The organism is Nonomuraea sp. NPDC003709, from assembly GCF_040610775.1.
GTDB classification, from domain to species: Bacteria; Actinomycetota; Actinomycetes; order Streptosporangiales; family Streptosporangiaceae; genus Nonomuraea; species Nonomuraea angiospora_A.
The window spans coordinates 1-25362 of sequence record NZ_JBEXMW010000061.1 but is presented as its reverse complement, the minus strand read 5'-3'; the positions used below and the strand labels follow the sequence as shown (position 1 = coordinate 25362).

Here is a 25362-nt window from a genome sequence, read left to right as displayed (position 1 = left end):
TCACCCACCTCCACCACACCGGCGTCACCACCTACCTCGAAATCGGACCCGACACCACCCTCACCGCCATCGCCCCCCACAACCTCCCCACCACCCACACCACCACCAACAGCCACTTCACCCCCACCCTCCGCAAAAACCACCCCGAAACCCACACCCTCCTCACCGCACTCGCCACCACCCACACCCACAACACCAACACCACCCCCAACTGGACCACCCTCATCCCCCACGCCACCACCACCGACCTGCCCACCTACCCCTTCCAACACCACCACTACTGGCTGGAGCCGTCGTCCCACGGGCACGGGTCGGACGGCCCCCGGGACGACGGTTTCTGGAAGGCGCTGGAGTCGGAGGAGACGGAGGCGCTGGCCACCCGGTTGAAGGTGGACGCGGACGCCCTGAGGACCGTGCTTCCCGCCCTGTCGTCCCTGCGGGACGCGGAGCGCAAGCGGTCCGTGCTCGACGACTGGCGTTACAAGCTGGTGTGGCGCGGGGTGAGCGCGCCGAGCGCGGCGGGGATCACCGGTACGGCGTGGCTGGTGGCAGTGCCCGCCGCGGGCGGCGATCCGCGGATCGTCCGGGACGTCCTGGACGATTTGTCCGCGCGGGCTGCCCGGGTTTATCCGCTGGTGGTCGGTGGTGAGGACCGCGCCGCGCTCGCTGAAGCCATACGTGCGCAGGCCCGGCCTGGACTGACCGGTGTGCTCTGTCTCCTGCCGCTCGACGACGAGCCGCACGAGGAGCACCCGACGCTGTCCCGAGGCGCCGCGGCGACCGTCACGTTGGTGCAGGCGCTGGCCGATGCGGAGGTGAGCGCGCCCCTGTGGCTGACCACGTCCGGCGCGGTCGCTCTGGACGAGGCCACCGGAGACGGAGCAGCCAGAGACGGAGCGGCCGGAGACGGCGCCACCGGAGACAGCGCCAGCGGAGACAGCGCAACCGAAGAGGGAGCCGGTGGAGACAGGGCCGGCGGAGGCGAGGCTGTGGAGAGGGTCAGTCCGTTCCAGACTGCGCTCTGGGGGCTTGGCGCGGTTCTCGCGGTGGACCACCCGGACACCTGGGGCGGCATCGTCGACCTTCCCCCCGCCCCCGGAGCCGACGACATCGCGCTGCTCCAGGGGGTGCTCGCGGGCACGAGCGGCGAGGACCAGGTGGCGATCCGCTCGGGCGTCGTACGGGCACGCCGCATGGTGCGCTCGCCGAACGGCGGCGCGGACCGGGCGCGGAGCTGGCAGCCGAACGGAACGGTGCTCGTCACCGGCGGCACCAGCGGGGTCGGAGCGAACGTCGCGCGGTGGCTCGCCCGGGAGGGCGCCGACCACCTGGTGCTGGTCAGCCGACGCGGCCGCGGCGCCGAGGGCGTCGCGGAGCTCGAGGCGGAGCTGACCGAGCTGGGCGCCGCCGTCACGGTGGCCGCCTGCGACGTCGCCGACCGGGCGGCGGTACGGGACCTGCTGGAGTCGATCCCCGACCTGACGGCGGTGATGCACGCGGCCGGTGTCGGGCACGACGACGTGCTCGTGGCCGACACCACGCTGGAGGACTTCGCCGGCTACGCCCGGTCCAAGGTCATCGGGGCGATCAACCTGGACGAGGTCCTGGGCGACCGGCCGCTGGAGGCGTTCGTGATGTTCTCCTCCGGCGCGGCCGTGTGGGGGTCGAGCGGGCAGTCCTCCTACGCCGCCGCCAACGCGTTCCTCGACGGGCTGGCGCAGCGCCGGCGGATCCGCGGGCTCACGGGCTCCTCGATCGCCTGGGGCGGTTGGGGCGGCGGCGGGATGATGGAGGACGCCGGGGAGCAGCTGGGCAGGAGCGGTCTGCGGCCGATGGCGCCCGACGCCGCGGCGATGGCCATCGGCCAGTTGGTCGGCAGCGGCGGGGGCCACCTGGTGGTGACCGACATCGACTGGGAGCGCTTCGCGCCCGCCTTCGCGCTGGCGCGGCCGCGTCCCCTGGTGAGCGCCGTTCCCGAGTTCACGCGGGCGCTCGAAGCGCCGGCGGCCACCGGGGGCGACGACGACGGTACGGCGTTCGCGGCGCGGCTCGCGGAGCTGCCGCCGGCCAAGCGGGAGCGCCTGGTGGTGTCCCTGGTACGCGCGGAGGCCGCGGCGGTGCTGGGACACACCTCGGACGACCCGGTACAACCGGACCGGGCGTTCAACGAGCTCGGGTTCGACTCACTGACCGCGGTGGAGCTGCGCAACCGCCTGGGCCGGGCCACCGGCCTGAAGCTCCCGGCCACCCTGGTCTTCGACTATCCCACCCCGATCGCCCTCGCCCGGTTCGTCCAGGACAGGCTCGCACCGGAGACGCCGTCTGGCTCGATCTTCACCCAGCTCGACGAGATGGAGCGGCTGCTACGGGAGCAGGCCCTGTCCGCCGGGGACCGGGCGCAGATCAGCGACCGCTTCCGGGCCATCCTGCACGCGGCCGAAGGGGTGAACGGCGCGGCGGAGGAGGCCGACCGGGACCTCGACGACCTTTCCGACGAGGAGCTCTTCGCCGCGCTGGACGACCAACTCGGCGCGTCCTGACCCGGCGGGCCGCGCGTCCTGTCGCCGGCCCTTGACCCCCACCCGCTCGAACTCCCGCCAAGGAGAATCGATGAAGGAAATCAGAGACGTCCTCCTGTCCGAGCAGTACGACGCCGAGCAGATCGGGAACCTCCCGATCCCGGAGAGCTACCGGGCGGCGGTCGTGCTCCACGACGACGTGGACATGTTCGGCGGCATCCCGCCCGAGCACCGCGATCCCGCGAAGTCGCTGACCCTGTCCGACGTCCCCACGCCGGAGCCCGGCCCGGGCGAGGTGCTCGTCGCGGTGATGGCGAGCAGCATCAACTACAACACGGTGTGGAGCGCCATCTTCGAGCCGATGCACACGTTCGGCTTCCTGAAGCGCTACGCGAAGGCGGTCCCGTCGGCCGGGATCCACGACCAGCCCTTCCACGTGCTCGGTTCGGACATGTCCGGCGTCGTGCTGAAGACCGGCGCCGGCGTCCACCGCTGGCAGGCCGGTGACAAGGTCGTGGCGCACTGCCTGTCGGTCGAGCTCTCCTCGGCCGACGGCCACGACGACAGCATGCTCGACCCCGACCAGCGCATCTGGGGGTACGAGACCAACTACGGCGGGCTCGCGCAGCTCAGCCTGGTCAAGGCGAACCAGCTCATGCCCAAGCCCGCTCACCTGACCTGGGAGGAGTCGGCGTCCTCCGGCCTGGTGCACTCCACGGCCTACCGCCAGCTCATCTCGCGCAACGGCGCCCAGATCAAGGTCGGCGACGTGGTGCTGATCTGGGGGGCCGCGGGCGGGCTCGGCTCGTACGCCACCCAGCTCGTCCTGCGCGCCGGGGGGATCCCGGTCTGCGTGGTCTCCAGCGACCACAAGGCCGAGCTGGTCCGGGCCCAGGGCGCGGAGCTGGTGATCAACCGGGCCGACGAGGGCTTCCGGTTCTGGAAGGACCCGGAGACCCCCGACCCCAAGGAGTGGAAGCGGTTCGGGGCGCGGATCCGGGAGCTGACCGGCGGCGACGACCCCGACGTGGTCTTCGAGCACCCGGGCCGGGAGACCATGGGCGCGAGCGTGTACGTGGCCCGCCGCGGCGGCACGATCGTCACCTGCGCCTCCACCTCCGGCTACCAGCACCAGTACGACAACCGCTACCTGTGGATGGCGCTGAAGCGGATCGTCGGCACCCACTTCGCGAACTACCGGGAGGCCTGGGAGGCCAACCGCCTCATCGCCAAGGGGGCGGTCCACCCCACCCTGTCCGCCGTCTACGACCTCGACGAGGTCGGGGTGGCGACCCGCCGCGTCCACGCGAACGCCCACAGCGGCAAGGTCGGGGTCCTGTGCCTGGCGCCGCGGCCCGGTCTCGGCGTCGACGACCCCGAGTTCCGCGCCCGCCACATCGACGAGATCAACCGGTTCCGCGAACCGTCGGACAACTAGCTTGCGGAGGATGAGACGTGGCTGCTGACCTGGCTTCCAAGGTCGTCGTGATCACAGGAGGGACTTCCGGCATCGGGAAGGCCGTCGCGGAGCGGGTCGCCGCCGACGGCGGCGCCGTGGTGATCGCGGCCCGGCGCGAGGACGTCGGCGCGCAGGTGGCGGCCGACATCCAGGCGAAGGGCGGCCGGGCGCTGTTCGTCCCGGCCGACGTCACGGTGGAGGCCGACGCCGAACGGGTGGTGCGCTCGGCGGTGACGGAGTTCGGCCGGCTGGACGGGGCGTTCAACAACGTCGGCGGCGTGAACGGGACCGGGTTGGTGTCCGACGTGGACGAGGCCCACTGGCGGGCGGACCTGGAGCAGAACCTCACCAGCGTCTTCTACGGCCTCAAGCACCAGGTCCCGGCGATCCTGGCCGCCGGCGGGGGCTCGATCGTGACCAACGCCTCCACCTACGGCTGCGCCGGGATCCCCGGCGCGGCGCCGTACGTGGCCGCCAAGCACGGTGTGGTCGGGCTGACCAGGGCCGTCGCCCTGGAGAACGCCGAGCGGGGCGTACGGGTGAACGCGCTGGTCACCGGCAACGTCGACACCCCGCTGCTCCGCAACCTGCTGGGAGCGCCGCTGGACGGGCCGCTGGAGACCCGGGTGCCCAACCCCTCGGGACGGGCGGCGCATCCCGAGGAGATCGCCGCGCTCGTCGCGTTCCTCCTCAGCGACGACGCGGCCTTCATCACCGGCGCGGCACTGGCCATCGACGGCGGCGCCACCGCGCAATAGACGCTGCCCGAATGAACACCGCCGTTCGGCCGGGCGGACCCGCCCGGCGGCGGCCATTCGGCGGATGACCCGGCGCCGCCCCGGCGCGGAGGATGATCTCATGCGCTACAACCTCGACTCAGAGCTCGCGCCATGGGCGTCGATGATCCCCGACGTCGAACTCTCCCAGGTCGTCAACCGGGAGATCACCCTCACCCCGGAGGAAGAGCAGGCGTTCCACGAGAAGCTCCCGCACTACACGCCCGAGCAGGCCGTGGACATCAGCGATCGCGAGATCCCCGGCCCCGAGGGCGCGCCCCCGGTGAAGGTACGCCTCTACCGGCTGCCCGCCGCGGACCGGCCCCGGCCGGCGCTCCTCTACCTGCACGGAGGCGGATTCGTGGCCTCCGACTTAGTGGTGTTCGACGCCCGGTGCACGGAGATCGCCGACCGGGTCGGCGCCGTCGTGGTGTCGGTCGACTACCGGCTCTCCCCCGACACCCCGTTCCCCGGGGCGCTGGAGGACACGTACGCGTCGCTGGCGTGGTTGCACTCCGCGGCCGGGGAGCTCGGCGTGGACCCCGAGCGGATCGCGGTCGGCGGTGACAGCGCCGGCGGGAACCTCTCCGCGGCGGTCTCCCTCCTGGCCCGCGACCGCGGCGGCCCGGAGATCTGCTTCCAGTTCCTGGACGTGCCGGTGCTGGACGACCGGATGACGACGCGGTCCATGCGGGACTTCGTCGACACCCCCAGCTGGAACAGCCGCAACAACGAGGCCATGTGGCGGTACTACCTCAAGGACGGCCCGGCTCCGGGCGGACCGGACGTGTCCCCCTACGCCGCGCCCATGCGGGCCGGCGACCTCACCGGCCTGCCTCCGGCGCTGGTGGTGGTGTGCGAGTTCGACCCGCTGCGCGACGAGGGCATCGAGTACGCCCAGCGGCTCGTCCAGGCGGGGGTCGCGACGGAGCTCGTGCTGTATCCGGGGACCTTCCACGGCGCGTCCGTGATCGCGCACGCCGAGATCACGAAGAAGATGCGCGAGGACATGATCTTCTCACTGCGCCGCGGGATGCGGAGCCGCTGAGCCCCGCCCCGCTCACCCAACCGGCTCAGCCGACCAGCTCCGTGGCCCGGGCCCGCAGGCCGGCCCGGTCGACCTTGCGGTTGGGGTTCAGCGGCAGCTCGTCCAGGTGGTGGTAGTGCCGGGGAATGAGGCCCGCCGGCAGCGTCCTGCGGAGCTGGGCGGCGAAGCGGGCCGGCGGCGCGGGGGCTCCGGTGTAGAAGACGACGAGCGCGGTGGCGTCGTCGGCCGTGGTGCTCACCGTCACCGCGTCCTCGACGCCGTCGCAGCCGCGTACGGCGTGATCGATCTCGGCCAGCTCGACGCGCCAGCCCTGCACCTGGACCTGGGCGTCGCCCCGGCCGAGATAGACGAGCTCGCCGTTGGCCGCGCGCCGGACCCGGTCGCCGGTGTTGTACCAGACGCGGCCCTCGCGCTCGACGAACCGGCCGTGGTCGTGCTCGGGGTCGAGGTATCCGGGGGTGGTCTGCGGGCCGGTGATCCACAGCTCGCCCTCGGTGCCGGTCGGCCGTCCCTCGTCGTCGAGCAGCAGGTGGTCGTGGCCGTCGTTGACGAACCCGATCGGCGACAGGCCGTTGACGCCCAGCCCGGGTGAGGTCTCCTGGGACCAGCGGTGGCCGACGATGGTGATGGTCAGCTCGGTCGGGCCGTACAGGTTCTCCAGGACGGAGGCGGGGGCGGCCCGCTGCCAGTCGGTGGCGTCCGCGACCTTCAGCGCCTCTCCGGCGAAGAAGCTCCAGCGCAGGAACGGCATGGCGGCTCCGCCGAGACCACCCGTCCTGCGCACCATCGAGATCGCGCTGGGGGTGGAGAACCACACCGTGATCCCCTGCTCGGCGAGGAAGCGCGGCAGGTTCCGGTACGCGTGCGGCGGCACCGCCACGGACGTCGCCCCGGCTCCCCAGGCGCAGAACAGGTCGAACATGGCGCAGTCGAAGGTCAGGTCGAACGTCTGGGAGAAGACGTCGTCGCCGGTGAAGTCGTACCGTCCGGCCAGGAACCGGAAATAGTGGGCGGTGTTGCCGTGGGTGATCGGCACACCCTTGGGCGTCCCGGTGGAGCCCGAGGTGAACAGCACGTACGCGATGTCGCCGGCCTCGACCGGCCGGGGCCGCGGGAGGGCGAGCCCGGGGTCGATCGGGTCGGTGTCGGGTGCGAGGACGGCGACGTCCACGCCCTCGCCCAGCAACTCCTCGGCGATCTTCCGCCCGCGTTCGTCGACGATGAGCGCCGACACCCCGGCCGCCTCGATCATCTGCCTGGTGCGCGCGGCCGGGAAGTCCGGTTGCAGCGGCACGACGGTCACCCCGGCGAAGAGGCCGGCGAGGATCCCGACGTAGGAGACGGTCCCCTTGGCGGCCAGCACCCCGACGGCGGCGGGTGACGTACGCGGCAGCGCGCCGCCCCACAGCAGGGCCAGCCGGTAGACCTGGTCGTAGGTCAAGGTGTCCGCGCCGGCCCGGAACGCCGCCCGGCCGGGCGACTTCGCCAGACCGCGCAGAAAGAATTCATAGAGGGCGGGGCTGCATTCTCCGGTCATTGTTTCCTCCGGGCACAATTATTCCGGTCACCAGGTCCGAATATGTTTGTCAAATTCTTTTGTCGAATCCGTGGACATCGACGTTTCCGCGCTATAACGTCAAGTCCAGATAATTCGATTGAGAAAGGAATCCGCGCGCCATGTGGGACAACCGTTTCGAGGAGATCCTGCGCCAGCACCTGCCTTTTCTCCCGGCCGACGAGAAACTCCGGGAGGACGTCGCGCTGCTGGACTTCGGCCTCGACTCGCTCGGCATCGTGCAATTGCTGGGCGCTCTGGAGGACACGTACGGGGTGCGATTCCGGGACGACGCGCTGACCCCGGAGACCTTCCAGACCCCCGCCGTGTTGTGGAACACCTTGACCGGGATTTCCGAGACCGCCGGCTGACGCCCGCGACGAGGCCACGCGCTCATCACCCGGTGAGCCGTGGCCTCGTCGCATGTCGGGCTAGGCCACCGGGGCCGGGCGGGGCATCATCGCCAGTCTCGGGTTCACCGGTGTCACCGCGAAGTTCTCCCTGGTGACCGCCACCCGGCCGAACAGGCTGTCCGGGCCGGAGACGCACACCCGGGCAACCTCCAGCCGCCGCAGCGCCGCCACCACCTCCGGCCAGCGCAGGGGCCGTACGAAGCCGTCGAGCAGCATCGTCCGCACGCCGTCCCCGGTCGTCAGCAGGGCGCCGTCGTGGTCGTCCACCACCGGCAGCCTCGGGTCGGCGAACCGGAGGCCGTCGAGGACCTCCTCCTCGGCCCGCCGCCGCAGCGCCTGGAACGCCGCTGAGTGCATCGGGGGGCGCATCGTGTACAGCGGGAGCCCGCCGATGGCGCGTACCCGCCGCTGCAGCCACTCCACCTGCGGCTCCGCCAGGGAGAGCATGTAGAAGTCGTGGTCGATGTAGCAGGAGAGGTCGTACCACTCGCCGCGCTCGTCCAGCTCGGCCAGCACCTCCCGCAGCCCGGGCTCCGGGGTGCGCACGAAGGAGTGGGTGACGATGTCCCGGTGCTCGTGGGCGAAGTAGTCGTCGGTGCAGCGGGCCAGCCCGGCCGTCATCCGCACGGCGTCCTCGAAGGACAGGGCGCCCGAGTACGCCGCGGCCGCCTTGCCGCCGAAGCTCGGGCCGACGCACACGACCGGCTCCACGCCCAGGGTCCGCTCGGCCCAGTCCGCGAGGGCCACGCAGTTCACCATGAACGCCACCTGGGCGGCCTCGCTGTAGTCGTTCCGGGACTCCTGGAAACGATCCACCAGCGAGTAGCCGAGGACGTCGTCGGCGGCGGCGATCAGCCGCCGCGCCGCGGGATCGCCCCGCATGAACTCGGCGACGTCGGCGAACTGGACGGGGCCCATCCCGGGGAAGACCATCGCGGTCCGCGGTGAGGTGGCGGAGGTCACCAGCCCTCCTTGATGGTGTCCACGATGTGGCGGCGCTGCTCGTCGGTCACCCACCAGCCCACCGGTACGCACACCACGCGCTTGGCGACCCGCTCCAGACCGGGGAGCAAGGCGGCGTACTCGCGCACGCAGGTGTGCAGGTCGTTGCGCTCGTGCACGTTGCTGGCCATGATCCCGGCCGCGTCCATGCGCTTGAGGAACCCGTCCCGGTCGTCCACCTTCATCGGGTAGATCCAGAAGGAGGACTGGCGGTCGCCGGAGCGTTCGGTCAGCTCCAGCCCCGGGACGCCGGCCAGCTCCCGGTCGTAGAAGGCGGCGTTGTCGCGGTGCCTGGCCACCACCTCGTCCGCCTTGGCCAGGTTGGCCAGCCCGATCGAGGCGTTGATGTCCGTCATGTGGAACTTGTAGCCCCACTCGGGCACGTCGGGCGGGTTGCGCAGCCGGTCGGCGCCGCGGTCGATGCCGAACCAGCGCAGCAGCCTGGCCCGCTCGTGCAGCTCGTCGGTCGGCAGCGCGAGCGCGCCGCCGTCGCCGGTGGTGAGGTGCTTGATGGCCTGGAAGCTGAAGACGGAGATGTTGCCGTGGGTGCCGATCGGCGCGCCGCGGTAGGTGGCGCCCCAGGCGTGCGCGCAGTCCTCGATCACGGTGATCCGGGAGCCGAACGCGGCCTCGGCGTCGTCGAGGATCTCGGCCAGCCGGTCGAGGTCCACCGGGTATCCGGCGAAGTGCACGACCATGATGGCGCGGGTCCTGGGTGTGATCTTCCTGGCCAGGTCGTCGAGGTCGACGTTGAGGGTGGCCGGGTCGACGTCCACCCACTTGATCCGCAGCCGGTTGGCCAGGATCGCCCAGTTGGTGGCCTCCATGGTCAGCGGCGTGGACAGCACCTCGCCCTGGCCGTCGTCGTCGCCGGCGACCAGGCGCAGCGCGAGCTGGAGCCCGGCGGTGGCGCTGTTGACGGTGGCCACCCTGGGGTTGCCGATCCTGGCGGCGAGCGCCGCCTCGAACTCGACGACCTTGGCTCCCTGGCCGATCTGGCCGCTGCCGACCACCTCGGCGACGGCGGCCGGCGCCTCGTCGGACATCGGCACCTTGAACAACGGGATCATTGGCTGTGCTCCTTGCCTGTCTCGCCCGTCGTCAGCCGACGAGGGCGGGGTCCTCGAGTTCGGCGTAGCGGGCGCGGCAGGCGGAGTAGTCCGGCAGCAGCCCGAGCTTCTCGGCCTCGCGCAGGGACGGGGCGGCGAGGTCCTTCTCCGACAGCAGGTCGCGCTTGGCCGGCCAGGGCAGGTCCAGCTCCGGGTCCAGGGGGTCGATCTGGATCGACGTGCCGGGGGACCACGTGCTGGAGCACAGGTACACGACCGTGGCCTGGTCCGTCAGCGGCGCGAACCCGTGGGCGAGCCCTTCGGCCAGGTAGAGGGCGTTGCGGTTCTCCGCGCTCAGCTCGACCGCGACGTGCTCGCCGTAGGTGGGCGAGCCGACCCTGATGTCGACCAGGATGTCGATGATGGCGCCCTGCGGGCAGGTCATGTAGCGGGCCTGGCCCGGCAGCGCGGTGGCGTGCAGGCCGCGGATGGTCCCGCGCCGCGACACCGAGCAGTTGACCTGGGCGACCGAGAGCTCGTGGCCCACCGCCTTCCGGAACTCCGGCTGGCTGAAGGCCTCGAGGAACAGGCCCCTGTCGTCGTGGAAGACCTTGGGCTGGATCAAGAACGCGCCGTCCACCCTGAGCTGGCGGATCTGCATGTCCGAAAACCTTTCTGTGGTGTCCGCCGGCCGCTACGCGTATTCGTAGAATCCGCGGCCGGTCTTCTTTCCCAGGAGGCCGCCCTCGACCATGCGCAGCAGGAGCGGCGGGGGCGTGTAGAGCGGCTCCTTGAACTCCTCGTAGAGGGCCTCCGCGATCGAGGCCACCGTGTCCAGGCCGATCAGGTCGGCCAGCTTCAGCGGGCCCATCGGGTGGGAGCAGCCCAGCACCATGCCCTGGTCGACGACGTCGGCGCGGGCGAACCCGCTCTCCACCATCCGCACGGCCGACAGCAGGAACGGGATGAGCAGCGCGTTGACCACGAAACCGGCGCGGTCCTGCGACCTGATCACCTGCTTGCCGAGCGTCCCGGCGACGAACGACTCCGCCCGCGCGTACGTCTCGTCCGCCGTCAGCAGCGACCCGATGAGCTCCACCAGCGGGAGCGCGGGCATCGGGTTGAAGAAGTGCACCCCGATCACCTGGGCGGGCCGGCTGGTGGCCCGCGCCAGCCGGATGATCGGGATGGAGGAGGTGTTCGACGCGAGGATCGCGTCCTGGTCGTCCAGGATCTTGTCCAGCGCGCCCAGTACGTCGAGCTTGATCGACTCGCTCTCGGGGACGGCCTCGAAGACGATCTGCCGGTCGCCGAGCTCGGCGAGGTCCGTGACGAAGGAGACGCGGGCCAGCGCCGTGTCCCGCTCGGCCTCGGTGATCGTGGCCCTGCGCAGGCCCCGGTCGAGCCACGCGGTCACGCGCCGCCGCGCGGGCGCGAGGGACGCCTCCGTGGACACGGCGACGATCACGTCGAGCCCGGCGCGGGCGCACGCCTCCGCGATGCCCGAGCCCATGACGCCGCACCCGACGATGCCGACCTTGCGCATCTCGCTCATCACGCCTCCTGTGACACCGGCACCGTCGGCGCCGACCAGTGAAGAAGGCACGCCCCGATGGACATGCCGCCGCCGAACCCGGCGAGCAGGACGAGATCGCCGTCCTTGATGAGGCCCGACCGGTTCGCCTCGTCGAGCGCCACGGGGACCGAGGCGCTGCCCACGTTTCCGTACCGCTCCAGCGTCCGGGCGGTGCGCGCGCCGGTGAGGCCGACGCGTTCGACCAGCTCGGTGACCATGACCCCGTTCGCCTGGTGCGGCACGAAGACGTCGACCTCCTGCGGCCGGAACCCGGCGCGGCTCACCAGGCCCTCCAGGATGGGCGGAACGTGCTCCATCACGTAGTTCCTGACCCCGCGACCGTCCATGCGGAAGTAGTGGTCGCCGGCCTCGACCGTCTCGTGGGAGGCGGGAAGCCTGCTGCCTCCGGCGTCGACCCTGATGAGCTGGCTGGCCGCGCCGTCGCTGGTCAGGTCGAAGCCGATGATCCCGGAGCGTTCCGGCACCGGGCCGACGACGGCCGCGCCGGCGCCGTCCCCGAAGAGCACGGCCGTACGGCGGTCGGTGGCGTCGAGGATGCGCGAGTACACGTCCGCGGCCACCACCAGCGCGTAGGTGTCGGGGCGGAGCGCGACGAGGCTGTCGGCCAGTGCCAGCGCGTACACGAAGCCGCTGCAGACGACGTTGATGTCGAAGCAGGCGGCGCCGCGCCCGCCGAGCGCGTCCTGGACCAGGTACGAGGTCGGCGGCTGGGGCGAGTCGCCGGTCGAGGTGGACACGATGATGTAGCCGATCCGGCCGATGTCGACGCCGGCCTGGCTCAGCGCGTTCCTGGCAGCCCGGACGGCGAGGTCGGAGGTGGCCTCGTCGGGAGCGGCATGGCGGCGGGCGGAGATCTGGGTCTTGCGCTGGATCCATTCCGCGGTCACGCCGGCCTTGGCCGCCACCTCCTCGTTGGCGACCTCTTCCTTGGGCAGGTAGGAACCGGTTCCCAGGATTCCCGTGAATTGCTTGGCCACTGCCAGTACGCCTTTCCCATCAATACCACCGGGCGCGGTCAGAGGGGGATGTTGCCGTGGTCGCCGCGCCTCGCCGGCGTCGCGGCCAGGGCCTCGGCGATCCTCCGCCGGGTGTGCTCGGGCTCGACCACCTCGTCCACGACGCCCAGTGCGAGGGCTCGTCCCACGCCGCCGGCCGTACGGATCTGCTCCTCGACGAGGCTCAGCCGCAGCGCCTCGCGGTCCTCGTCGGGGGCGGCGGCCAGCCGCTTGCGGTGCAGGACGCCCACGGCGGCCTCCGCGCTCATCACCGCGACCTCGGCCTGGGGCCAGGCGAAGACCGCCGTCGCCCCGAGGCAGCGCGAGTTCATCGCGATGTACGCGCCGCCGTACGACTTGCGCGTGACGAGGGTGACCCTGGGTACGACGGCCTCGGCGAACGCGTGCAGGAGCTTGGCGCCGCGCCGGATCACGCCGTCCCACTCCTGGCCGACGCCGGGCAGGTAGCCGGGCACGTCCACGAGCACGACCAGCGGGATGCCGAACGCGTCGCACATGCGGACGAACCGCGAGGCCTTCTCGGCGCTGAGCGAGTCCAGGCAGCCGCCCTTGCGCAGGGGGTTGTTGGCGATGACGCCGACGGTCCCGCCGGCGAGCCGGCCGAGGCCGATGACGACGTTGGCCGCCCAGCGCGGCTGCAGCTCCTCGAACACGCCGTCGTCGAGGAGCTCGCGGACCAGGGGGCGCACGTCGTAGGCGCGGCGCGGGTTCTCCGGCAGCAGCGCCGCGAGGTCGTCGCCGTCCTTCACCAGGTCCGGGTCGAAGGAGCGCGGGCCGTTGAAGAGCTCGGTGAAGCGCCGTGCCGTCTGGTACGCCTCCGCCTCGTTCTCGACGACCACGTGCGCCACGCCCGACTTGCGGCCGTGGGCGCCGGGGCCGCCGAGCGACTCCATGTCGACCTGCTCGCCCGTGACGGTGCGTACGACGTCGGGGCCGGTCACGAACATGCGGGCGGCGGACGACATGATCACGACGTCCGTCAGCGCGGGCCCGTAGGCGGCGGCTCCGGCAGCCGGTCCGAGGACGACCGAGATCTGGGGCACCCGGCCGGAGGCCCGCGTCATCGCGCGGAACACTTTTCCGACGCCGTCCATCGACTCGACGCCGTCGGCCAGCCTGGCCCCGCCGGAGTGCCACAGGCCGATCACGGGAACGCCTTCGAGCACCGCCGCGTCGATGGCCTCCACGACCCAGCGGCAGCCCTCCGCGCCCATCGCGCCGCCCATCTTGAGGGCGTCGGTGCAGTAGGCGATCACGTCCCTTCCCGCGACGCGCCCTCGCACGGCGGTCACGCCGCTGGCGTCCTTGTCGTGCAGCGGCACGACGGAGCCGGCGTCCAGCAGCCGGGCCAGGCGTACGGCAGGTTCACGAAAATCGCGCTCGCGCTCCTCCTGAACGGCAGGGGAGCCGGTGGGGCTGATAGTCAGCAACGTCGTCCGCCCTCAAAAAGATTTGATTCCGAAAAGGAGGTCTTTTCTCGCACGTTCGCCACCTCTCACAAGCCGTGGGCACGGGTGCGACCGATCTTCCGGGAATTTCCGAGACGGCGCTGAATTCGGCCGGTCTCATCAGCAAGAACGCTACATGGGCACCCCTCCCACACCAACCCTTATCCCCACCCCTACCGGGTTTCGGCAGGCACGGCCGGGTGCCGTCCCGTCAGCCCCTAAACAGCCCCTAAATGTACGGCGGGACGGGACCGAAGAGCTTTTTCCGGTGCCGGTCCCCCCTAAATATCCGGAATTCACTGGCCGATGCCGCCGCGCGCGTCCTGTCATGGAAGTCGCCGCCGGGCGGACCGGACAGGGCCTACGAAGAGGACTGAGGATGCGCATTCTTGTGACGGGTGGCGCCGGTTTCATCGGGTCGAACTTCGTCAACAGGGTGTTCCAGGGGCACTATCCGGCGCTGGCCGAGGCCGAGGTCGTGGTGCTCGACAAGCTGACGTACGCGGGGAACCTGGAGAATCTGGCGGAGGTGCTCGACGACCCCCGGCTCCGGTTCGTCCACGGGGACATCGCCGGCGTGGCACTCGTGCGGGACGCGATGGAGAAGGTGGACCTGGTCGTCCATTTCGCCGCCGAGTCGCATGTCGACCGCTCCATCGAGGGGTCGGCGGAGTTCGTCCGGACCAACGTGCTCGGCACCCACGCGCTGCTGCAGTGCGCGCTGGAGGCCGGGGTCGGCAGGTTCGTGCACGTCTCCACGGACGAGGTCTACGGCTCCACCCCGGAGGGCTCGTTCTCGGAGGACGACCCCCTCGGCCCGAACTCCCCGTACTCGGCGTCGAAGGCCTCCTCCGACCTGCTCGCCCTGGCCTACCACCGGACGCACGGGCTGGACGTGTGCGTGACCCGCTGCTCCAACAACTACGGCCCCTACCAGTTCCCCGAGAAGGTCATCCCGCTGTTCGTCACCAACCTGGCGGACGGGCTGCCGGTGCCTCTTTACGGCGACGGCGCGAACGTGCGGGACTGGCTGCACGTGGACGACCACTGCGACGGCATCGCGCTGGTCGCGGAGTCGGGACGCGCCGGGGAGGTCTACAACATCGGCGGCGGTACCGAGCTGAGCAACCTGACGCTGACCAGGCGCGTGCTGGACATCATGGGCATGGACTGGTCCATGGTCCGGCCGGTGGCGGACCGCAAGGGCCACGACTTCCGCTACTCCGTGGACATCAGCAAGATCCAGAAGGAGCTGGGCTACGCGCCGCGCGTCCCGTTCACCGAGGGACTGGCGGAGACGGTGCGCTGGTATCTGGAGCACCGCGACTGGTGGAAGCCCCTCAAAGCATATGAGCCGCGTTGAACGAGAGGTGCTGTGCCATGCGAAGACGCCTGCGCGCCGGAACGGCGCTGACCGCCGGGCTCGTCCTGGCCCTGACGACGCTGCCCGCCGCCGCCCGCCCGCAGGACGTGGAGACCCTGCGGGTCCCCGGCCTCAAGCAGCCGGTCGAGCTGATCGTGGACCGGTGGGGCGTGCCGCACATCTACGCCCGGAACACCGACGACCTCTTCCTCGCGCAGGGCTTCAACGCCGCCAGGGACCGGCTGTTCCAGATCGACCTCTGGCGGCGGCGCGGCCTGGGAGAGCTCTCCTCGGTCCTCGGCCCCGCCTACGTGGAGCAGGACAAGGCCGCGCGGATGTTCCTCTACCGCGGTGACATGGACCGGGAGTGGGCGAGCTACGGCCCGGGGGCGCAACGGGCCGCGACCCGCTTCACCGAGGGCATCAACGCCTACGTGCGCCGGCTCGGGCAGAACCCGGAGCAGCTGCCGCCCGAGTTCCGGCAGCTCGGGTACCCGCCCGCGTTGTGGCGGCCGGAGGACGTGGTGCGGATCAGGAGCCATGGCATCGCCAAGAACGTCTACAGCGAGGTGCTGCGCTCGCTTGTCGTCTGCGCGGGCGGAACCAAGGCCTCGGCGGCGCTGTGGCGGCTGGAGCCCGAGCGCGCCGCCGCCGTGCCCAAGGGACTCGACCCCTGCTCCGTGCCCATGGACGTGCTGCGGACGTACGAGCTGGCCACGCGGGGCGTGGTCTTCGAGAACGGCAAGTTACGCCAGGCCCCCGCCTCCCCCGCGGACCCCGGTGGCAGCAACAGCTGGGCGATCTCGCCGGGCCGCACCGCCACGGGCCGGCCCATCCTGGCCGGCGACCCGCACCGGTCGCTGACCGCGCCTTCGCTGCGCTACATGGCCCATCTGTCGGCCCCCGGGCTCGACGTCATCGGGGCCGGTGAGCCCGCGCTCCCCGGGATCTCGATGGGGCACAACGGCACCGTCGCGTTCGGCCTGACCATCTTCGGCGCCGACCAGGAGGACCTCTACGTCTACGAGCTCGACCCCGCCGACCCGGGCAGGTACCGGTACGGCGGCGGCTGGGAGCGCTTCAGGACGACGGCCGAGCGGGTGCCGGTCGCGGGCGCGGCGCCGGTGGACGTGGAGCTCCCCTTCACCCGGCACGGCCCGGTGATCAAGATCGACCGGCAGCGCAACCTCGCGTACGCCGTGCGCACCACCTGGCTGGAGCCCGGCACGTCCCCCTACTTCGGCAGCATGACGTACATGGGGGCCCGCGACTTCACGGAGTTCTCGGCGGCCATGCGCACCTGGGGCGGCCCTCCCGAGAACCAGGTGTACGCCGACGTCTCGGGCAACATCGGCTGGGTGCCCGGCGCCCTCACCCCCAAGCGCGACGGCTACGACGGCCTGCTGCCCGTCCCGGGCGACGGCCGCTACGAGTGGGACGGCTTCCTCGACGGCGCCCGCCTGCCGCGCTCCTACAATCCGCGGCAGGGGTTCGTCGCCTCCGCGAACGAGTTCAACCTCCCCGCGGACCACCCCGACGAGATCGGGTTCGAGTGGGACCCGCCCTACCGCAGGCAGCGGATCGACGAGGTGCTCGCGGCGAGCCCGCGCGGCACGGTCGAGGACTCCATCCGGCTGCAGGCCGACAAGGTGTCCACGCCCGCGCGGCGAATCGTGCGCCTGCTCGACGGCCTGACGAGCACGGACCCGGACACCACGCGGGCGCTGCGGCTGCTCCGCTCCTATGACGGGGTCGCGGACGCGGACTCGCCGGAGGCGGCGCTGTTCGAGCCGTGGTTCTCGCGCCATCTCGGGCCGGCCTTCCGCCGCGCCGTGCTGCCGCCGGAGGTGGCGGACTCCATCCCCTTCGTCGACGCCCGCCTGCTGGTCGACGCGCTGGAGAACCCGGACCGCTGGTTCGGCTCCGGCGGGAAGGCCGCGCGGGACGAGCTGCTGGACACGTCGCTGGCCGCCGCCTACCGCGAGGTCGCCGGGCGGCTCGGCGCCGACCCGGGCACGTGGAGGTGGGGGGCGCTGCAGTACACCGCGTTCACGAGCCCCGTCGGGGCGGACGTGGGTCCCTTCCCCCGGGGCGGGTCGGCGTACACGGTGGACGCGTCCTCCTACAGCCCGGCCACCTTCCAGCAGTCGTCGGGGGCCTCGTTCAAGATGGTGCTGGACGTCGGCCGATGGGACAACTCCCGCGCCGTGAACGCGCCCGGCCAGTCCGGCGACCCGCGCAGCCCGCACTACCGGGATCTCGCGGAGCGCTGGAGGTCGGGCGAGTATTTCCCGCTTCTCTACAGCCGCGCGCAGGTGGAACGGCACGCCGCGAGCAGGATCACACTCACCCCCCACTGATTGATTTCCGTTTACGAGTTTTCATCGAAGGAATCAGACATGAAGGGCATCATTCTGGCGGGCGGTCACGGAACCCGGCTCTACCCGCTCACCCTGGCCGTCTCGAAGCAGCTTCTCCCGGTGAACGACAAGCCGATGATCTATTACCCGCTGTCGGCGCTCATGCTGGCGAACATCACCGACATCCTGATCATCTCGACCCCCACGGACCTGCCCCAGCTGACCCGCCTGCTGCGCGACGGGTCGCATCTGGGGCTCGACATCACTTACGCGGAGCAGTCACAGCCGGTCGGCCTGGCGGACGCCTTCATCATCGGGGCCGACCACATCGGCGACGACTCGGTGGCCCTCGTGCTCGGTGACAACATCTTCCACGGCCACTCGTTCTTCGACATCCTCCAGCAGAGCACGTCCGACGTGGACGGCTGCGTGTTGTTCGGCTATCCGGTGAGCGACCCCGAACGCTACGGGATCGGCGAGACCGACGCCGACGGCCGGCTCATCTCCATCGAGGAGAAACCCATCAATCCCCGGTCCAACCGGGCGATCGTCGGCCTGTACCTCTATGACAACGACGTGGTGGACATCGCCAAGAACCTGCAGCCGTCCGCCCGGGGCGAGCTGGAGATCACCGACGTGAACCGTACCTATCTGGCGCGTGGCAAGGCCCGGCTCGTCGACCTCGGGCGCGGGTTCGCCTGGCTGGACGCCGGGACCCCGGAGTCCATCCTCCAGGCCAGCCAGTACGTCCAGGTGCTGGAGCAGCGGCAGGGGGTGCGCATCGCCTGCGTGGAGGAGATCGCGCTCCGAATGGGCTTCATCGACGCCGAGGCCTGCGACCGGCTGGGCAGCGAGCTCTCCGCGTCCAGCTATGGTCGCTATGTCCGTTCCGTCGCCGCCGAGTTCCGCGACTCCCCGTCCCCGAACTGAGTCCCCGATCTGAGGTCCCCGATCGTAAGGAGAGACGCCGTGACGAGGACCAATCCCTGGCTGCACCGCTCCCATCCGTCGCCGCACAGCGACGCGCAGGTGATCTGCTTCCCGCACGCCGGAGGCTCGGCCGGCTTCTACCACCCCCTGGCGGCGGCGCTGGCGCCCGCCGCCGAGCTGATCGCCGTCCAGTACCCCGGCAGGCAGGAGCGCCGCCACGAGCCGCCCGTCAACGACCTGCGGCTGCTGGCCGGCCGCATCGCCGACGTCCTGGGCCCCGGGGACGGCCGGCCGCGGGCGTTCTTCGGGCACAGCATGGGGGCGCTCGTCGCGTTCGAGACCGCCCTGGCCCTCGGCGACCACGGGCCTACGGCGTTGTTCGTGTCGGGGCGGCGCGCGCCCAGCCGGGTCCGCCATGACATGCTGCACCTGCTCGACGACCACGAGCTGGTGGCGCACCTGAAGGCGCTGAACGGCAGCGAGGCGGCGGTGCTGGACGACGCCGAGCTGCGGGCGATGGTGCTGGCCACGATCCGCGCCGACTACCGGGCGATCGAGACCTACCGGTTCGCGGGAGGGGCGCCGGTGGGCTGCCCGATCGTCGCGCTGACCGGCGACGCCGATCCCCTGACGAGCCTGGCCGAGGCGCAGGCGTGGGAGGCGCACACCAGCGGCGGCTTCGAGCTGCACGTCCTGTCCGGCGGGCACTTCTTCGTCCGCGACCACAACGCCGCCGTGGCCGAGACGATCCTCAAGTCCCTGGAGACGATCCGCGCATGACCGCGCTGCTGGCCATCAGCGATCTGCACATCGGATACGCGGAGAACAGGCGCATCCTCGAAGGACTCCACCCCGGCGACCCCTCGGACTGGCTGCTGGTCGCCGGGGACGTGTCGGAGGAGGTCGCCGGCCTCGAATGGGCCCTGACCCTGCTCAGCCGCCGCTTCGCGAAGGTCGTGTGGGTGCCGGGCAACCACGAGATGTGGACGCATCCCTCCGACCCGGTCCAGCTGCGCGGGGAGGAGCGCTACCAGCACCTGGTGAAGGTCTGCCGCAGCCTGGGCGTGGTCACGCCGGAGGACCCGTATCCCACCTGGACGGGCCCCGGCGGCCCCGCCGTGATCGTCCCGCTGTTCGTCCTGTACGACTACACCTTCCGCACCCCCGACGCCGAGACGAAGGAAGAAGCCCTCGCCCTCGCGTACGCCAAGGACGTGGTCTGCACGGACGAGTTCCTCCTCCACCCGGACCCCCACGGCTCCCGGGACGCCTGGTGTGCCGCCAGGGTCGCCGAGACCGAACGCCGCCTGGCCGAGCTCCCGCCGGGCGTCCCGACGGTGCTGGTCAACCACTATCCGCTGGTCAGGGAGCCGACTCTGGTCCTGCGGCATCCGGAGTTCGCGATCTGGTGCGGCACCGAGCGCACCGCCGACTGGCACCTGCGCTTCAACGCCTGCGCGGCCGTCTACGGCCATCTCCACATCCCCCGCACCACCTGGCACGACGGCGTCCGCTTCGAGGAGGTCTCCCTGGGCTACCCGCGTGAGTGGCGGCCCCGCCCCACCCCGCCCGGCCGGCTCCGCCAGATCCTGCCCGTGCCATGATCGAGAAGATCCTGCCGCCGTGGGTGGCCGCCGAGGAGGCGTTCGGGGACCCGCCGGACGCGACCCTCTTCCCCGAGGAGGAGGCCGTCATCGCGCGCGCGGTGGACAAGCGGCGCCGCGAGTTCACCACGGCCCGCCACTGTGCCCGCCGCGCCCTGGACCGGCTCGGGCTGCCCGCGGCGCCGATCCTGCCCGGCGAGCGCGGCGCTCCCGGCTGGCCGCCGGGGGTGGCCGGGGCGATCACGCACTGCGCCGGATACCGGGCGGCCGCGGTCTCCCTGGACGCGCTGACCGTCGGCATCGACGCCGAGCCCCACGAACCGCTCCCCGACGGCGTCCTGCCGGCCATCGCCCTCGACCGGGAACTCGCCGCCCTGGCCCGGCTCGGCCCCGGCGTCCACTGGGACCGGCTGCTGTTCTGCGCCAAGGAGGCGGTCTACAAGGCGTGGTTCCCGCTGACGCGGCGCTGGCTGGGCTTCGACCAGGCCCACATCACCCTCACCCGTACGGGGACCTTCACGGCCCGCTTCCTCGTCCCCGGCCCCCGGGTGCTGGGGCGGGAGCTGACCGGCTTCGTCGGCCGCTGGCTCGCCGCCGACGGCCTGCTCGTGACGGCCATCACCGTACGCCCGGCGGAGCTGTACGGCCGGGTTTGAGGCCCCGGGTTCACCCCCGGGCGGCCTCCGCCTCCGGGGCGTCATGGTGCCGGCGGGCGGCCACGATGTCGTCGCGGTGCTCGCGGGCCCAGGCGTCGAGCGCGGTCAGCGGGTCGAGCAGGGTGCGGCCGAGCTCGGTCAGCTCGTACTCGACGCGCGGCGGCACCGTCGCGTAGGCGGTCCGGGCCACGAGGCCGTCGCGTACGAGGGTGCGCAGGGTGAGGGTGAGCATGCGCTGGCTGATGCCCTCGATCGAGCGGTGCAGCTCGCTGAAGCGGTGGATCCGCTGCCCGAGCAGCACGACGATCAGCACGCTCCACTTGTCGGCCACGATGTCGAGGACCTCGCGGATGGGGCAGTCACCGTCGGCGGGGACGGGCACGGGAACGTTCAGGTACGGGCCTGACACCGGAGCGCCTCCTTCCCAGGCACACGCGTGTGCGTAACTGACATGAATGTACCTTCTTCCCGGTTACCTCTAGGGTTACCTATCCTTAGGTTGCATACAAGAAGTAACTATTAGGAAGTGACCATGTCTGTCTCCCCCTTCGAGACGCCGGCGCCGGTCGACGGCACCGACCAGTCCGACCCTCAGCCGGCCGGGCTCCCGACGCTGATCCCCGTCGGCACGGATGCCGCGCCGGTGTGCACGGACGGGGTGTGCTACCTGTGAGCGCGCAGGTACGGATCGACGTGTGGTCCGACGTCGTCTGCCCGTGGTGCTACATCGGCAAGCGCCGTCTGGAGACGGCCATCGGCCGGTTCGAGCACGCCGACCAGGTCCAGGTGCGCTGGCACAGCTTCCAGCTCGATCCGTCGCACCCCAAGGGCGTCCGCGAACCGGTGTACGACATGCTGGCCAAGAAGATCGGCGGGTCGGCGGCCCAGGTACGGCAGATGACCGGCCAGGTCACCGAGCTGGCCGCCGTCGAGGGCCTGACCTACGACTTCGACCGGGCGGTCTCGGTGAACACCCTGGACGCGCACCGGCTCGGCCAGCTCGCCGCCGAGCACGGCCTGGACGGCCCGATGCACGAGCGGCTGCTGCGCGCGCACCTGATCGAGGGCGAGACGGTCGACGACCCCGACACCCTGGTACGCCTGGGCACCGAGGTCGGGCTCCCCGACGAGGAGGTGCGGCGGGTCGTCGGCGGCGACGCGTACGCCGGCGAGGTGGCCGCGGACGTCCGCGAGGCGCGCCGGCTCGGCGCCGGCGGCGTGCCGTTCTTCGTGCTCAACGACACCTGGGGCGTGTCGGGCGCCCAGCCGGCCGACCTGTTCCTGTCCGCCCTCCAGCAGGCGTACTCCGCCGCCGGCGCGGCGGCGCGCTGACCGCTTTGCCCGCCCTTGGCGGCCGTTTCGTTACCCTGTGGAAGAAGCGTCCGGCATCGGGCTGGTGGCCTACTTCTCTCGTGACTGCTGGGGGGCGAGAGGATGGCGGTGAACAGGTCCCCCGTCGCGGCTTCGGGGGACGAACGCCTTCGCGTGCTCACCTCGGCGTGCGCCGGTCTGAGCGACATCGAGGTGCTGGAGTACGCCCTTGATCAGGCGGTCGCCGACCTGCACGCGCTCGGCGGCATGATCCACTGGGCCGGGCCCGTCGGCAGCCGGGAGCCGCGGCTGGTGTGCGCGTCCGGGCTGCCCCCGGCGGTCCAAGAGGCGTGGGGCGGGACCCGGGACGTGATCGTGCGGGTCCTGCGTGACGGGACGCCCGCCTGCCACCCCGTCTCGCGTTCCGACCTGGACGGGGCAAGGCCCGTGACGGTGGCGGCCGTCCCGCTGCGCGGCCCGGGCCCGCCGTTCGGCGTGCTGTCCGTGCTCTGTGACGGAGCCGCCGAGCCGACCGGCGACCAGCGGGAGTTCCTCGGGTCGCTGGCCGGTTGGCTGGCCAAGCGGCTGGCCAGGACCGGCGCCGACTCGGGTACGAAGGGCTCGTGGTGGCCGGAGCGCTCGGCCGACTCCGGCCTGCGCAAGGCGCTGAAGGCCGTCAAGATCGGGTCCTGGGACTGGAACATCCGCACCGGAGAGCTCTACTGGGACGAGCCGGCGCTGATCATGCTGGGCATCGACCCCGCGAGCGGGCCGCACCACATCGACACCTGGTCGAACATCGTCCACCCGAAGGACCTGCCCAGGGTGATGGCCGCGACCGAGGAGGCCATCCGCACCCGGGCCATCTACGAGGTCGAGTACCGCGCCTGCCGCCCGGACGGGACCACGGGCTGGATGCACGCCCGGGGCCGCCTGGTGCTGGACGAGCAGGGCGAGCCGGTCCGCATGGTCGGGACGGTCTGGGACACCACCGAGAGCCGCGTGGCCCGCGAGTCGGCCGGCCGCGCGCTGCGCGACATGAGCGACGCCTTCCTCGCCGTGGACCGCGACGGGCGGATCATGTTCGTCAACCTCGTCGCCGAGCGGCTCCTCGGGGCCGGCGACCTGAACGGCCGGGTGCTGTGGGAGCTGACCTCGGCCCACACGCCGGAGCTGCAGGCGATGTGCCGCCAGGCCGCCGCCGAACGCGTGCCCGCCAGCTTCGACATGCGCTGGCCGACCGACGACCGGTGGTACCACGTACGCCTGGTGCCGGTACCGGACGGGCTGACGCTCTACCTCGCCGACGTCACCGACAAGCGGATCCAGGACGAGCAGCGCGAGGCCGCCGAACAGGCCTCCGCCGAGCGGGCCGCGCGGATCCAGGAGCTGACCCGCACCCTCGGCGACGCGGTGACGCTCCGCGACGTCATGCAGGTCATCGCCGAGCAGGTGCTGCCGCCGTTCGGGGCCGCGGGGCTGGCGGTCCTGACCCGGGAGGGCGATCACCTCCATCTGGTCGAGTCCATCGGCGCCCCCACCGACCTCCTCGGCGAGTTCCAGAACCGGGCGGCCCTCGTCCCCTCCGCCTACGCGGACGTGCTCCGGTCCCACGTGCCGATCTTCATCACGTCGACGGCCGAGCAGCGGCCGCCGGGTGCCGGCGGCGGCGACCGTAGGGCCGGTTCGCGCATGGACAGCTGGGCCATCCTCCCGCTGCGCGTGCCCGACCAGCCGATGGGCTACTGCGTGATCTCCTTCGACCGGCCCCACCAGTTCACCAGCGAGGAGCGCACCCTGCTCACCGCGCTCAGCGGGCTGATCGCCCAGGCCCTGGCCCGGGCCCGCATGTACGACCTGGAGCACACCCGCGCCCAGGAGCTGCAGCGCCACCTGCTCCCCCGCGCGCTGCCGTCCCTGCCCGGCCTCACCGCCGCTGCCCGCTATCTGCCCGGCGGCACCGTGGCGGTCGGCGGCGACTGGTACGACATCATCCCGCTGTCCGCGGACCGGGTCGCCCTCGTCATCGGCGACGTCATGGGCCACGGCCTGACCGAGGCCGTCACCATGGGGCGCCTGCGCACCGCCGTACGCACGCTCGCGGACCTCGAACTGCCGCCGGGAGAGCTGCTCGCCCACCTCAACGACCTCGTCAGCGACCTCGGCGACGACTTCTACGTCACCTGCCTGTACGCGGTGTACGACCCGACGAGCGGCGAGTGCGCCCTGGTCAGCGCCGGTCATCCGCCGCCCGCCCTGGTCCACCCCGACGGCACGGTCCGCGTCCTCGACGTGACGCCCGATCCGCCCCTCGGCGCAGCCGCGCCGCCCCTCAGCATGCACGAGCTGCGCGTGCCGGAGGACAGCCTGCTCGTGTTCTACACCGACGGGCTGATCGAGTCCTCCACCCGCGACATCGAGAGCGGCCTGGCCGAGCTCACCCGCCTCCTGAGCGGCCTGCGCGGCGGCCTCTCGGACAGCGACCTCGACCGGCTCTGCGAGTCCGTCATCGAGGCCATGCTGCCGACCCGCAAGCAGATCCCCGACGACGCCGCCCTGCTCATCGCCCGCACCCACCGGCTCCCGGCCGAGGACGTCGCCTCCTGGGCCCTTCCCGACAACCCGATCGCGGCCGGCGAGGCCCGCGAGCACGTACGCGACCAGCTCGCCCGCTGGCATCTGGACGACCTCGTCGCGACCACCGAACTCGTGGCCAGCGAGCTGGTCGGCAACGTCATCCGGCACGCCAGGGGCCCGATCCGGCTGCGGTTGCTGCGCAGCCGTACGCTCATGTGCGAGGTCGCCGACGGCAGCCAGACCACCCCGAGGATCCGCCGCGCCAGCGAGACCGACGAGGGCGGGCGCGGCCTCCAGCTCGTCGCGGCCCTCTCGCAACGCTGGGGAACCCGCTTCACCGCCGACGGCAAGTGCATCTGGGCCGAGCAGGCGCTCCCAGCGCCGGACGCGACCTGAGCCGTCCGGCGCCTCCCTCCGGAGGCGCCGGATCTCTCTGGGGGCGGGCTCAGATCTCCTCGACGCTGCTCGGCTCACGCCGGGACAGGTCGATGCCGAGCTCTTCCGCCGCGCGGAAGACGTCCTCGTCCGTGTCGCGCATCTCGATGGATGTGCCGTCGCTGGAGAGCACCTCGACGTTGAGGCAGAGCGACTGCATTTCCTTGATGAGGACCTTGAAGGACTCCGGAATGCCCGGCTCGGGAATGTTCTCGCCCTTGACGATGGCCTCGTAGACCTTCAC

Annotated in this window: 23 protein-coding genes; 14 read left to right on the top strand and 9 right to left on the bottom strand. The window is 71.6% G+C overall.

The features are described from left to right. The 4 genes from ABZX61_RS65085 to ABZX61_RS65070 form a co-directional block, all read left to right on the top strand. Nucleotides 1-2540: SDR family NAD(P)-dependent oxidoreductase (locus ABZX61_RS65085; protein WP_355213041.1), on the top strand; the 2540-nt coding region annotated here is incomplete at its 5' end. Between the two features lie 70 nt (nucleotides 2541-2610). Further along, a complete protein-coding gene (ccrA, locus tag ABZX61_RS65080) occupies nucleotides 2611-3957 on the top strand; it encodes a crotonyl-CoA carboxylase/reductase (RefSeq protein WP_355213039.1) in 1347 nt (448 codons plus the stop codon). A 17-nt stretch (nucleotides 3958-3974) separates the two neighbouring features. Beyond that, on the top strand, nucleotides 3975-4736 hold the full coding sequence (locus ABZX61_RS65075) for an SDR family NAD(P)-dependent oxidoreductase (RefSeq protein ID WP_350743003.1): 762 nt from the start codon (nucleotides 3975-3977) through the stop codon (nucleotides 4734-4736). A gap of 64 nt (nucleotides 4737-4800) precedes the next feature. Next, nucleotides 4801-5802: an alpha/beta hydrolase gene (locus ABZX61_RS65070; RefSeq protein ID WP_355213037.1), complete on the top strand. Its 1002-nt coding sequence runs from the start codon at nucleotides 4801-4803 to the stop codon at nucleotides 5800-5802. Nucleotides 5803-5827: 25 nt separating this feature from the next. Here the strand turns inward: ABZX61_RS65070 and ABZX61_RS65065 are convergent, their stop codons facing one another. Next, nucleotides 5828-7339 (bottom strand): AMP-binding protein, encoded by a 1512-nt coding sequence (locus ABZX61_RS65065; RefSeq protein ID WP_350742999.1) that lies wholly within the window; start codon nucleotides 7337-7339, stop codon nucleotides 5828-5830. Nucleotides 7340-7479: 140 nt separating this feature from the next. Here ABZX61_RS65065 and ABZX61_RS65060 point away from each other — a divergent pair, with 140 nt between their 5' ends. Next, the gene (locus tag ABZX61_RS65060; RefSeq protein WP_350742997.1) at nucleotides 7480-7728 is read left to right on the top strand and encodes an acyl carrier protein; all 249 of its coding nucleotides are present in this window, start codon (nucleotides 7480-7482) and stop codon (nucleotides 7726-7728) included. A gap of 60 nt (nucleotides 7729-7788) precedes the next feature. On the opposite strand, the gene ABZX61_RS65055 is transcribed toward ABZX61_RS65060, so the two are convergent. The 6 genes from ABZX61_RS65055 to ABZX61_RS65030 are packed head-to-tail and all read right to left on the bottom strand — an operon-like array spanning nucleotide 7789 to nucleotide 13855. Continuing rightward, nucleotides 7789-8733, bottom strand: coding sequence for an acyltransferase domain-containing protein (locus ABZX61_RS65055; protein WP_355213035.1), 945 nt, complete (start codon nucleotides 8731-8733; stop codon nucleotides 7789-7791). After that, nucleotides 8730-9842, bottom strand: coding sequence for a DegT/DnrJ/EryC1/StrS family aminotransferase (locus ABZX61_RS65050; RefSeq protein WP_355213034.1), 1113 nt, complete (start codon nucleotides 9840-9842; stop codon nucleotides 8730-8732). The genes ABZX61_RS65055 and ABZX61_RS65050 overlap by 4 nt, the downstream gene beginning before the upstream one ends. A gap of 31 nt (nucleotides 9843-9873) precedes the next feature. Next, nucleotides 9874-10482 (bottom strand): dTDP-4-dehydrorhamnose 3,5-epimerase, encoded by a 609-nt coding sequence (rfbC, locus tag ABZX61_RS65045; protein WP_355213032.1) that lies wholly within the window; start codon nucleotides 10480-10482, stop codon nucleotides 9874-9876. Between the two features lie 33 nt (nucleotides 10483-10515). Then, nucleotides 10516-11376 (bottom strand): 3-hydroxybutyryl-CoA dehydrogenase, encoded by an 861-nt coding sequence (locus ABZX61_RS65040; protein WP_355213030.1) that lies wholly within the window; start codon nucleotides 11374-11376, stop codon nucleotides 10516-10518. Beyond that, nucleotides 11376-12395, bottom strand: a complete 1020-nt coding sequence (locus ABZX61_RS65035) for a ketoacyl-ACP synthase III (RefSeq protein ID WP_355213028.1) — start codon at nucleotides 12393-12395, stop codon at nucleotides 11376-11378. The genes ABZX61_RS65040 and ABZX61_RS65035 overlap by 1 nt, the downstream gene beginning before the upstream one ends. A gap of 38 nt (nucleotides 12396-12433) precedes the next feature. Beyond that, nucleotides 12434-13855, bottom strand: coding sequence for a carboxyl transferase domain-containing protein (locus ABZX61_RS65030; protein ID WP_355213043.1), 1422 nt, complete (start codon nucleotides 13853-13855; stop codon nucleotides 12434-12436). Nucleotides 13856-14261: 406 nt separating this feature from the next. Between ABZX61_RS65030 and rfbB the strand changes: the two genes are divergently transcribed. The 6 genes from rfbB to ABZX61_RS65000 are packed head-to-tail and all read left to right on the top strand — an operon-like array spanning nucleotide 14262 to nucleotide 20795. Then, entirely contained in the window at nucleotides 14262-15245 is a 984-nt protein-coding gene (gene rfbB, locus ABZX61_RS65025; RefSeq protein ID WP_350742986.1) for a dTDP-glucose 4,6-dehydratase, read from the top strand. 17 nt (nucleotides 15246-15262) lie between these two features. Beyond that, nucleotides 15263-17605 (top strand): penicillin acylase family protein, encoded by a 2343-nt coding sequence (locus tag ABZX61_RS65020; protein WP_355213026.1) that lies wholly within the window; start codon nucleotides 15263-15265, stop codon nucleotides 17603-17605. Between the two features lie 39 nt (nucleotides 17606-17644). Then, a complete protein-coding gene (gene rfbA, locus ABZX61_RS65015) occupies nucleotides 17645-18535 on the top strand; it encodes a glucose-1-phosphate thymidylyltransferase RfbA (protein ID WP_350742982.1) in 891 nt (296 codons plus the stop codon). Nucleotides 18536-18574: 39 nt separating this feature from the next. After that, entirely contained in the window at nucleotides 18575-19315 is a 741-nt protein-coding gene (locus ABZX61_RS65010) for an alpha/beta fold hydrolase (protein ID WP_355213025.1), read from the top strand. Beyond that, complete coding sequence (locus tag ABZX61_RS65005; RefSeq protein WP_355213023.1) at nucleotides 19312-20139, top strand: metallophosphoesterase; 828 nt, start codon at nucleotides 19312-19314, stop codon at nucleotides 20137-20139. Before ABZX61_RS65010 ends, ABZX61_RS65005 begins: the two co-directional genes overlap by 4 nt. Further along, nucleotides 20136-20795, top strand: a complete 660-nt coding sequence (locus ABZX61_RS65000; RefSeq protein ID WP_355213022.1) for a 4'-phosphopantetheinyl transferase superfamily protein — start codon at nucleotides 20136-20138, stop codon at nucleotides 20793-20795. The genes ABZX61_RS65005 and ABZX61_RS65000 overlap by 4 nt, the downstream gene beginning before the upstream one ends. Nucleotides 20796-20805: 10 nt before the next feature. On the opposite strand, the gene ABZX61_RS64995 is transcribed toward ABZX61_RS65000, so the two are convergent. After that, entirely contained in the window at nucleotides 20806-21204 is a 399-nt protein-coding gene (locus ABZX61_RS64995) for a helix-turn-helix domain-containing protein (protein ID WP_350742974.1), read from the bottom strand. Between the two features lie 123 nt (nucleotides 21205-21327). On the opposite strand from ABZX61_RS64995, the gene ABZX61_RS64990 reads away from it, so the two are divergent. The 3 genes from ABZX61_RS64990 to ABZX61_RS64980 all read left to right on the top strand — a co-directional run bounded on the left by ABZX61_RS64990 (nucleotide 21328) and on the right by ABZX61_RS64980 (nucleotide 25079). Continuing rightward, nucleotides 21328-21468, top strand: a complete 141-nt coding sequence (locus tag ABZX61_RS64990; protein ID WP_350742972.1) for a hypothetical protein — start codon at nucleotides 21328-21330, stop codon at nucleotides 21466-21468. Then, nucleotides 21465-22127 carry a DsbA family oxidoreductase gene (locus ABZX61_RS64985; protein ID WP_355213020.1) on the top strand — a complete coding sequence of 221 codons (663 nt, stop codon included), beginning with the start codon at nucleotides 21465-21467 and terminating at the stop codon, nucleotides 22125-22127. Before ABZX61_RS64990 ends, ABZX61_RS64985 begins: the two co-directional genes overlap by 4 nt. A 108-nt stretch (nucleotides 22128-22235) precedes the next feature. After that, nucleotides 22236-25079, top strand: coding sequence for a SpoIIE family protein phosphatase (locus ABZX61_RS64980; protein WP_355213018.1), 2844 nt, complete (start codon nucleotides 22236-22238; stop codon nucleotides 25077-25079). 49 nt (nucleotides 25080-25128) lie between these two features. Here ABZX61_RS64980 and ABZX61_RS64975 read toward each other — a convergent pair. Then, nucleotides 25129-25362: hypothetical protein (locus tag ABZX61_RS64975; RefSeq protein ID WP_355213016.1), on the bottom strand; the 234-nt coding region annotated here is incomplete at its 5' end.

Bases quoted from the DNA above. Each gene is read 5' to 3' on its own strand.
- ccrA (WP_355213039.1), top strand. From the start codon at position 2,611: ATGAAGGAAATCAGAGACGTCCTCCTGTCCGAGCAGTACGACGCCGAG.
- ABZX61_RS65070 (WP_355213037.1), top strand. From the start codon at position 4,801: ATGACCCGGCGCCGCCCCGGCGCGGAGGATGATCTCATGCGCTACAAC.
- ABZX61_RS65065 (WP_350742999.1), bottom strand. From the start codon at position 7,339: ATGACCGGAGAATGCAGCCCCGCCCTCTATGAATTCTTTCTGCGCGGT.
- ABZX61_RS65060 (WP_350742997.1), top strand. From the start codon at position 7,480: ATGTGGGACAACCGTTTCGAGGAGATCCTGCGCCAGCACCTGCCTTTT.
- ABZX61_RS65050 (WP_355213034.1), bottom strand. From the start codon at position 9,842: ATGATCCCGTTGTTCAAGGTGCCGATGTCCGACGAGGCGCCGGCCGCC.
- rfbC (WP_355213032.1), bottom strand. From the start codon at position 10,482: ATGCAGATCCGCCAGCTCAGGGTGGACGGCGCGTTCTTGATCCAGCCC.
- ABZX61_RS65040 (WP_355213030.1), bottom strand. From the start codon at position 11,376: ATGAGCGAGATGCGCAAGGTCGGCATCGTCGGGTGCGGCGTCATGGGC.
- rfbB (WP_350742986.1), top strand. From the start codon at position 14,262: ATGCGCATTCTTGTGACGGGTGGCGCCGGTTTCATCGGGTCGAACTTC.
- ABZX61_RS65020 (WP_355213026.1), top strand. From the start codon at position 15,263: ATGCGAAGACGCCTGCGCGCCGGAACGGCGCTGACCGCCGGGCTCGTC.
- rfbA (WP_350742982.1), top strand. From the start codon at position 17,645: ATGAAGGGCATCATTCTGGCGGGCGGTCACGGAACCCGGCTCTACCCG.
- ABZX61_RS65005 (WP_355213023.1), top strand. From the start codon at position 19,312: ATGACCGCGCTGCTGGCCATCAGCGATCTGCACATCGGATACGCGGAG.
- ABZX61_RS65000 (WP_355213022.1), top strand. From the start codon at position 20,136: ATGATCGAGAAGATCCTGCCGCCGTGGGTGGCCGCCGAGGAGGCGTTC.
- ABZX61_RS64990 (WP_350742972.1), top strand. From the start codon at position 21,328: ATGTCTGTCTCCCCCTTCGAGACGCCGGCGCCGGTCGACGGCACCGAC.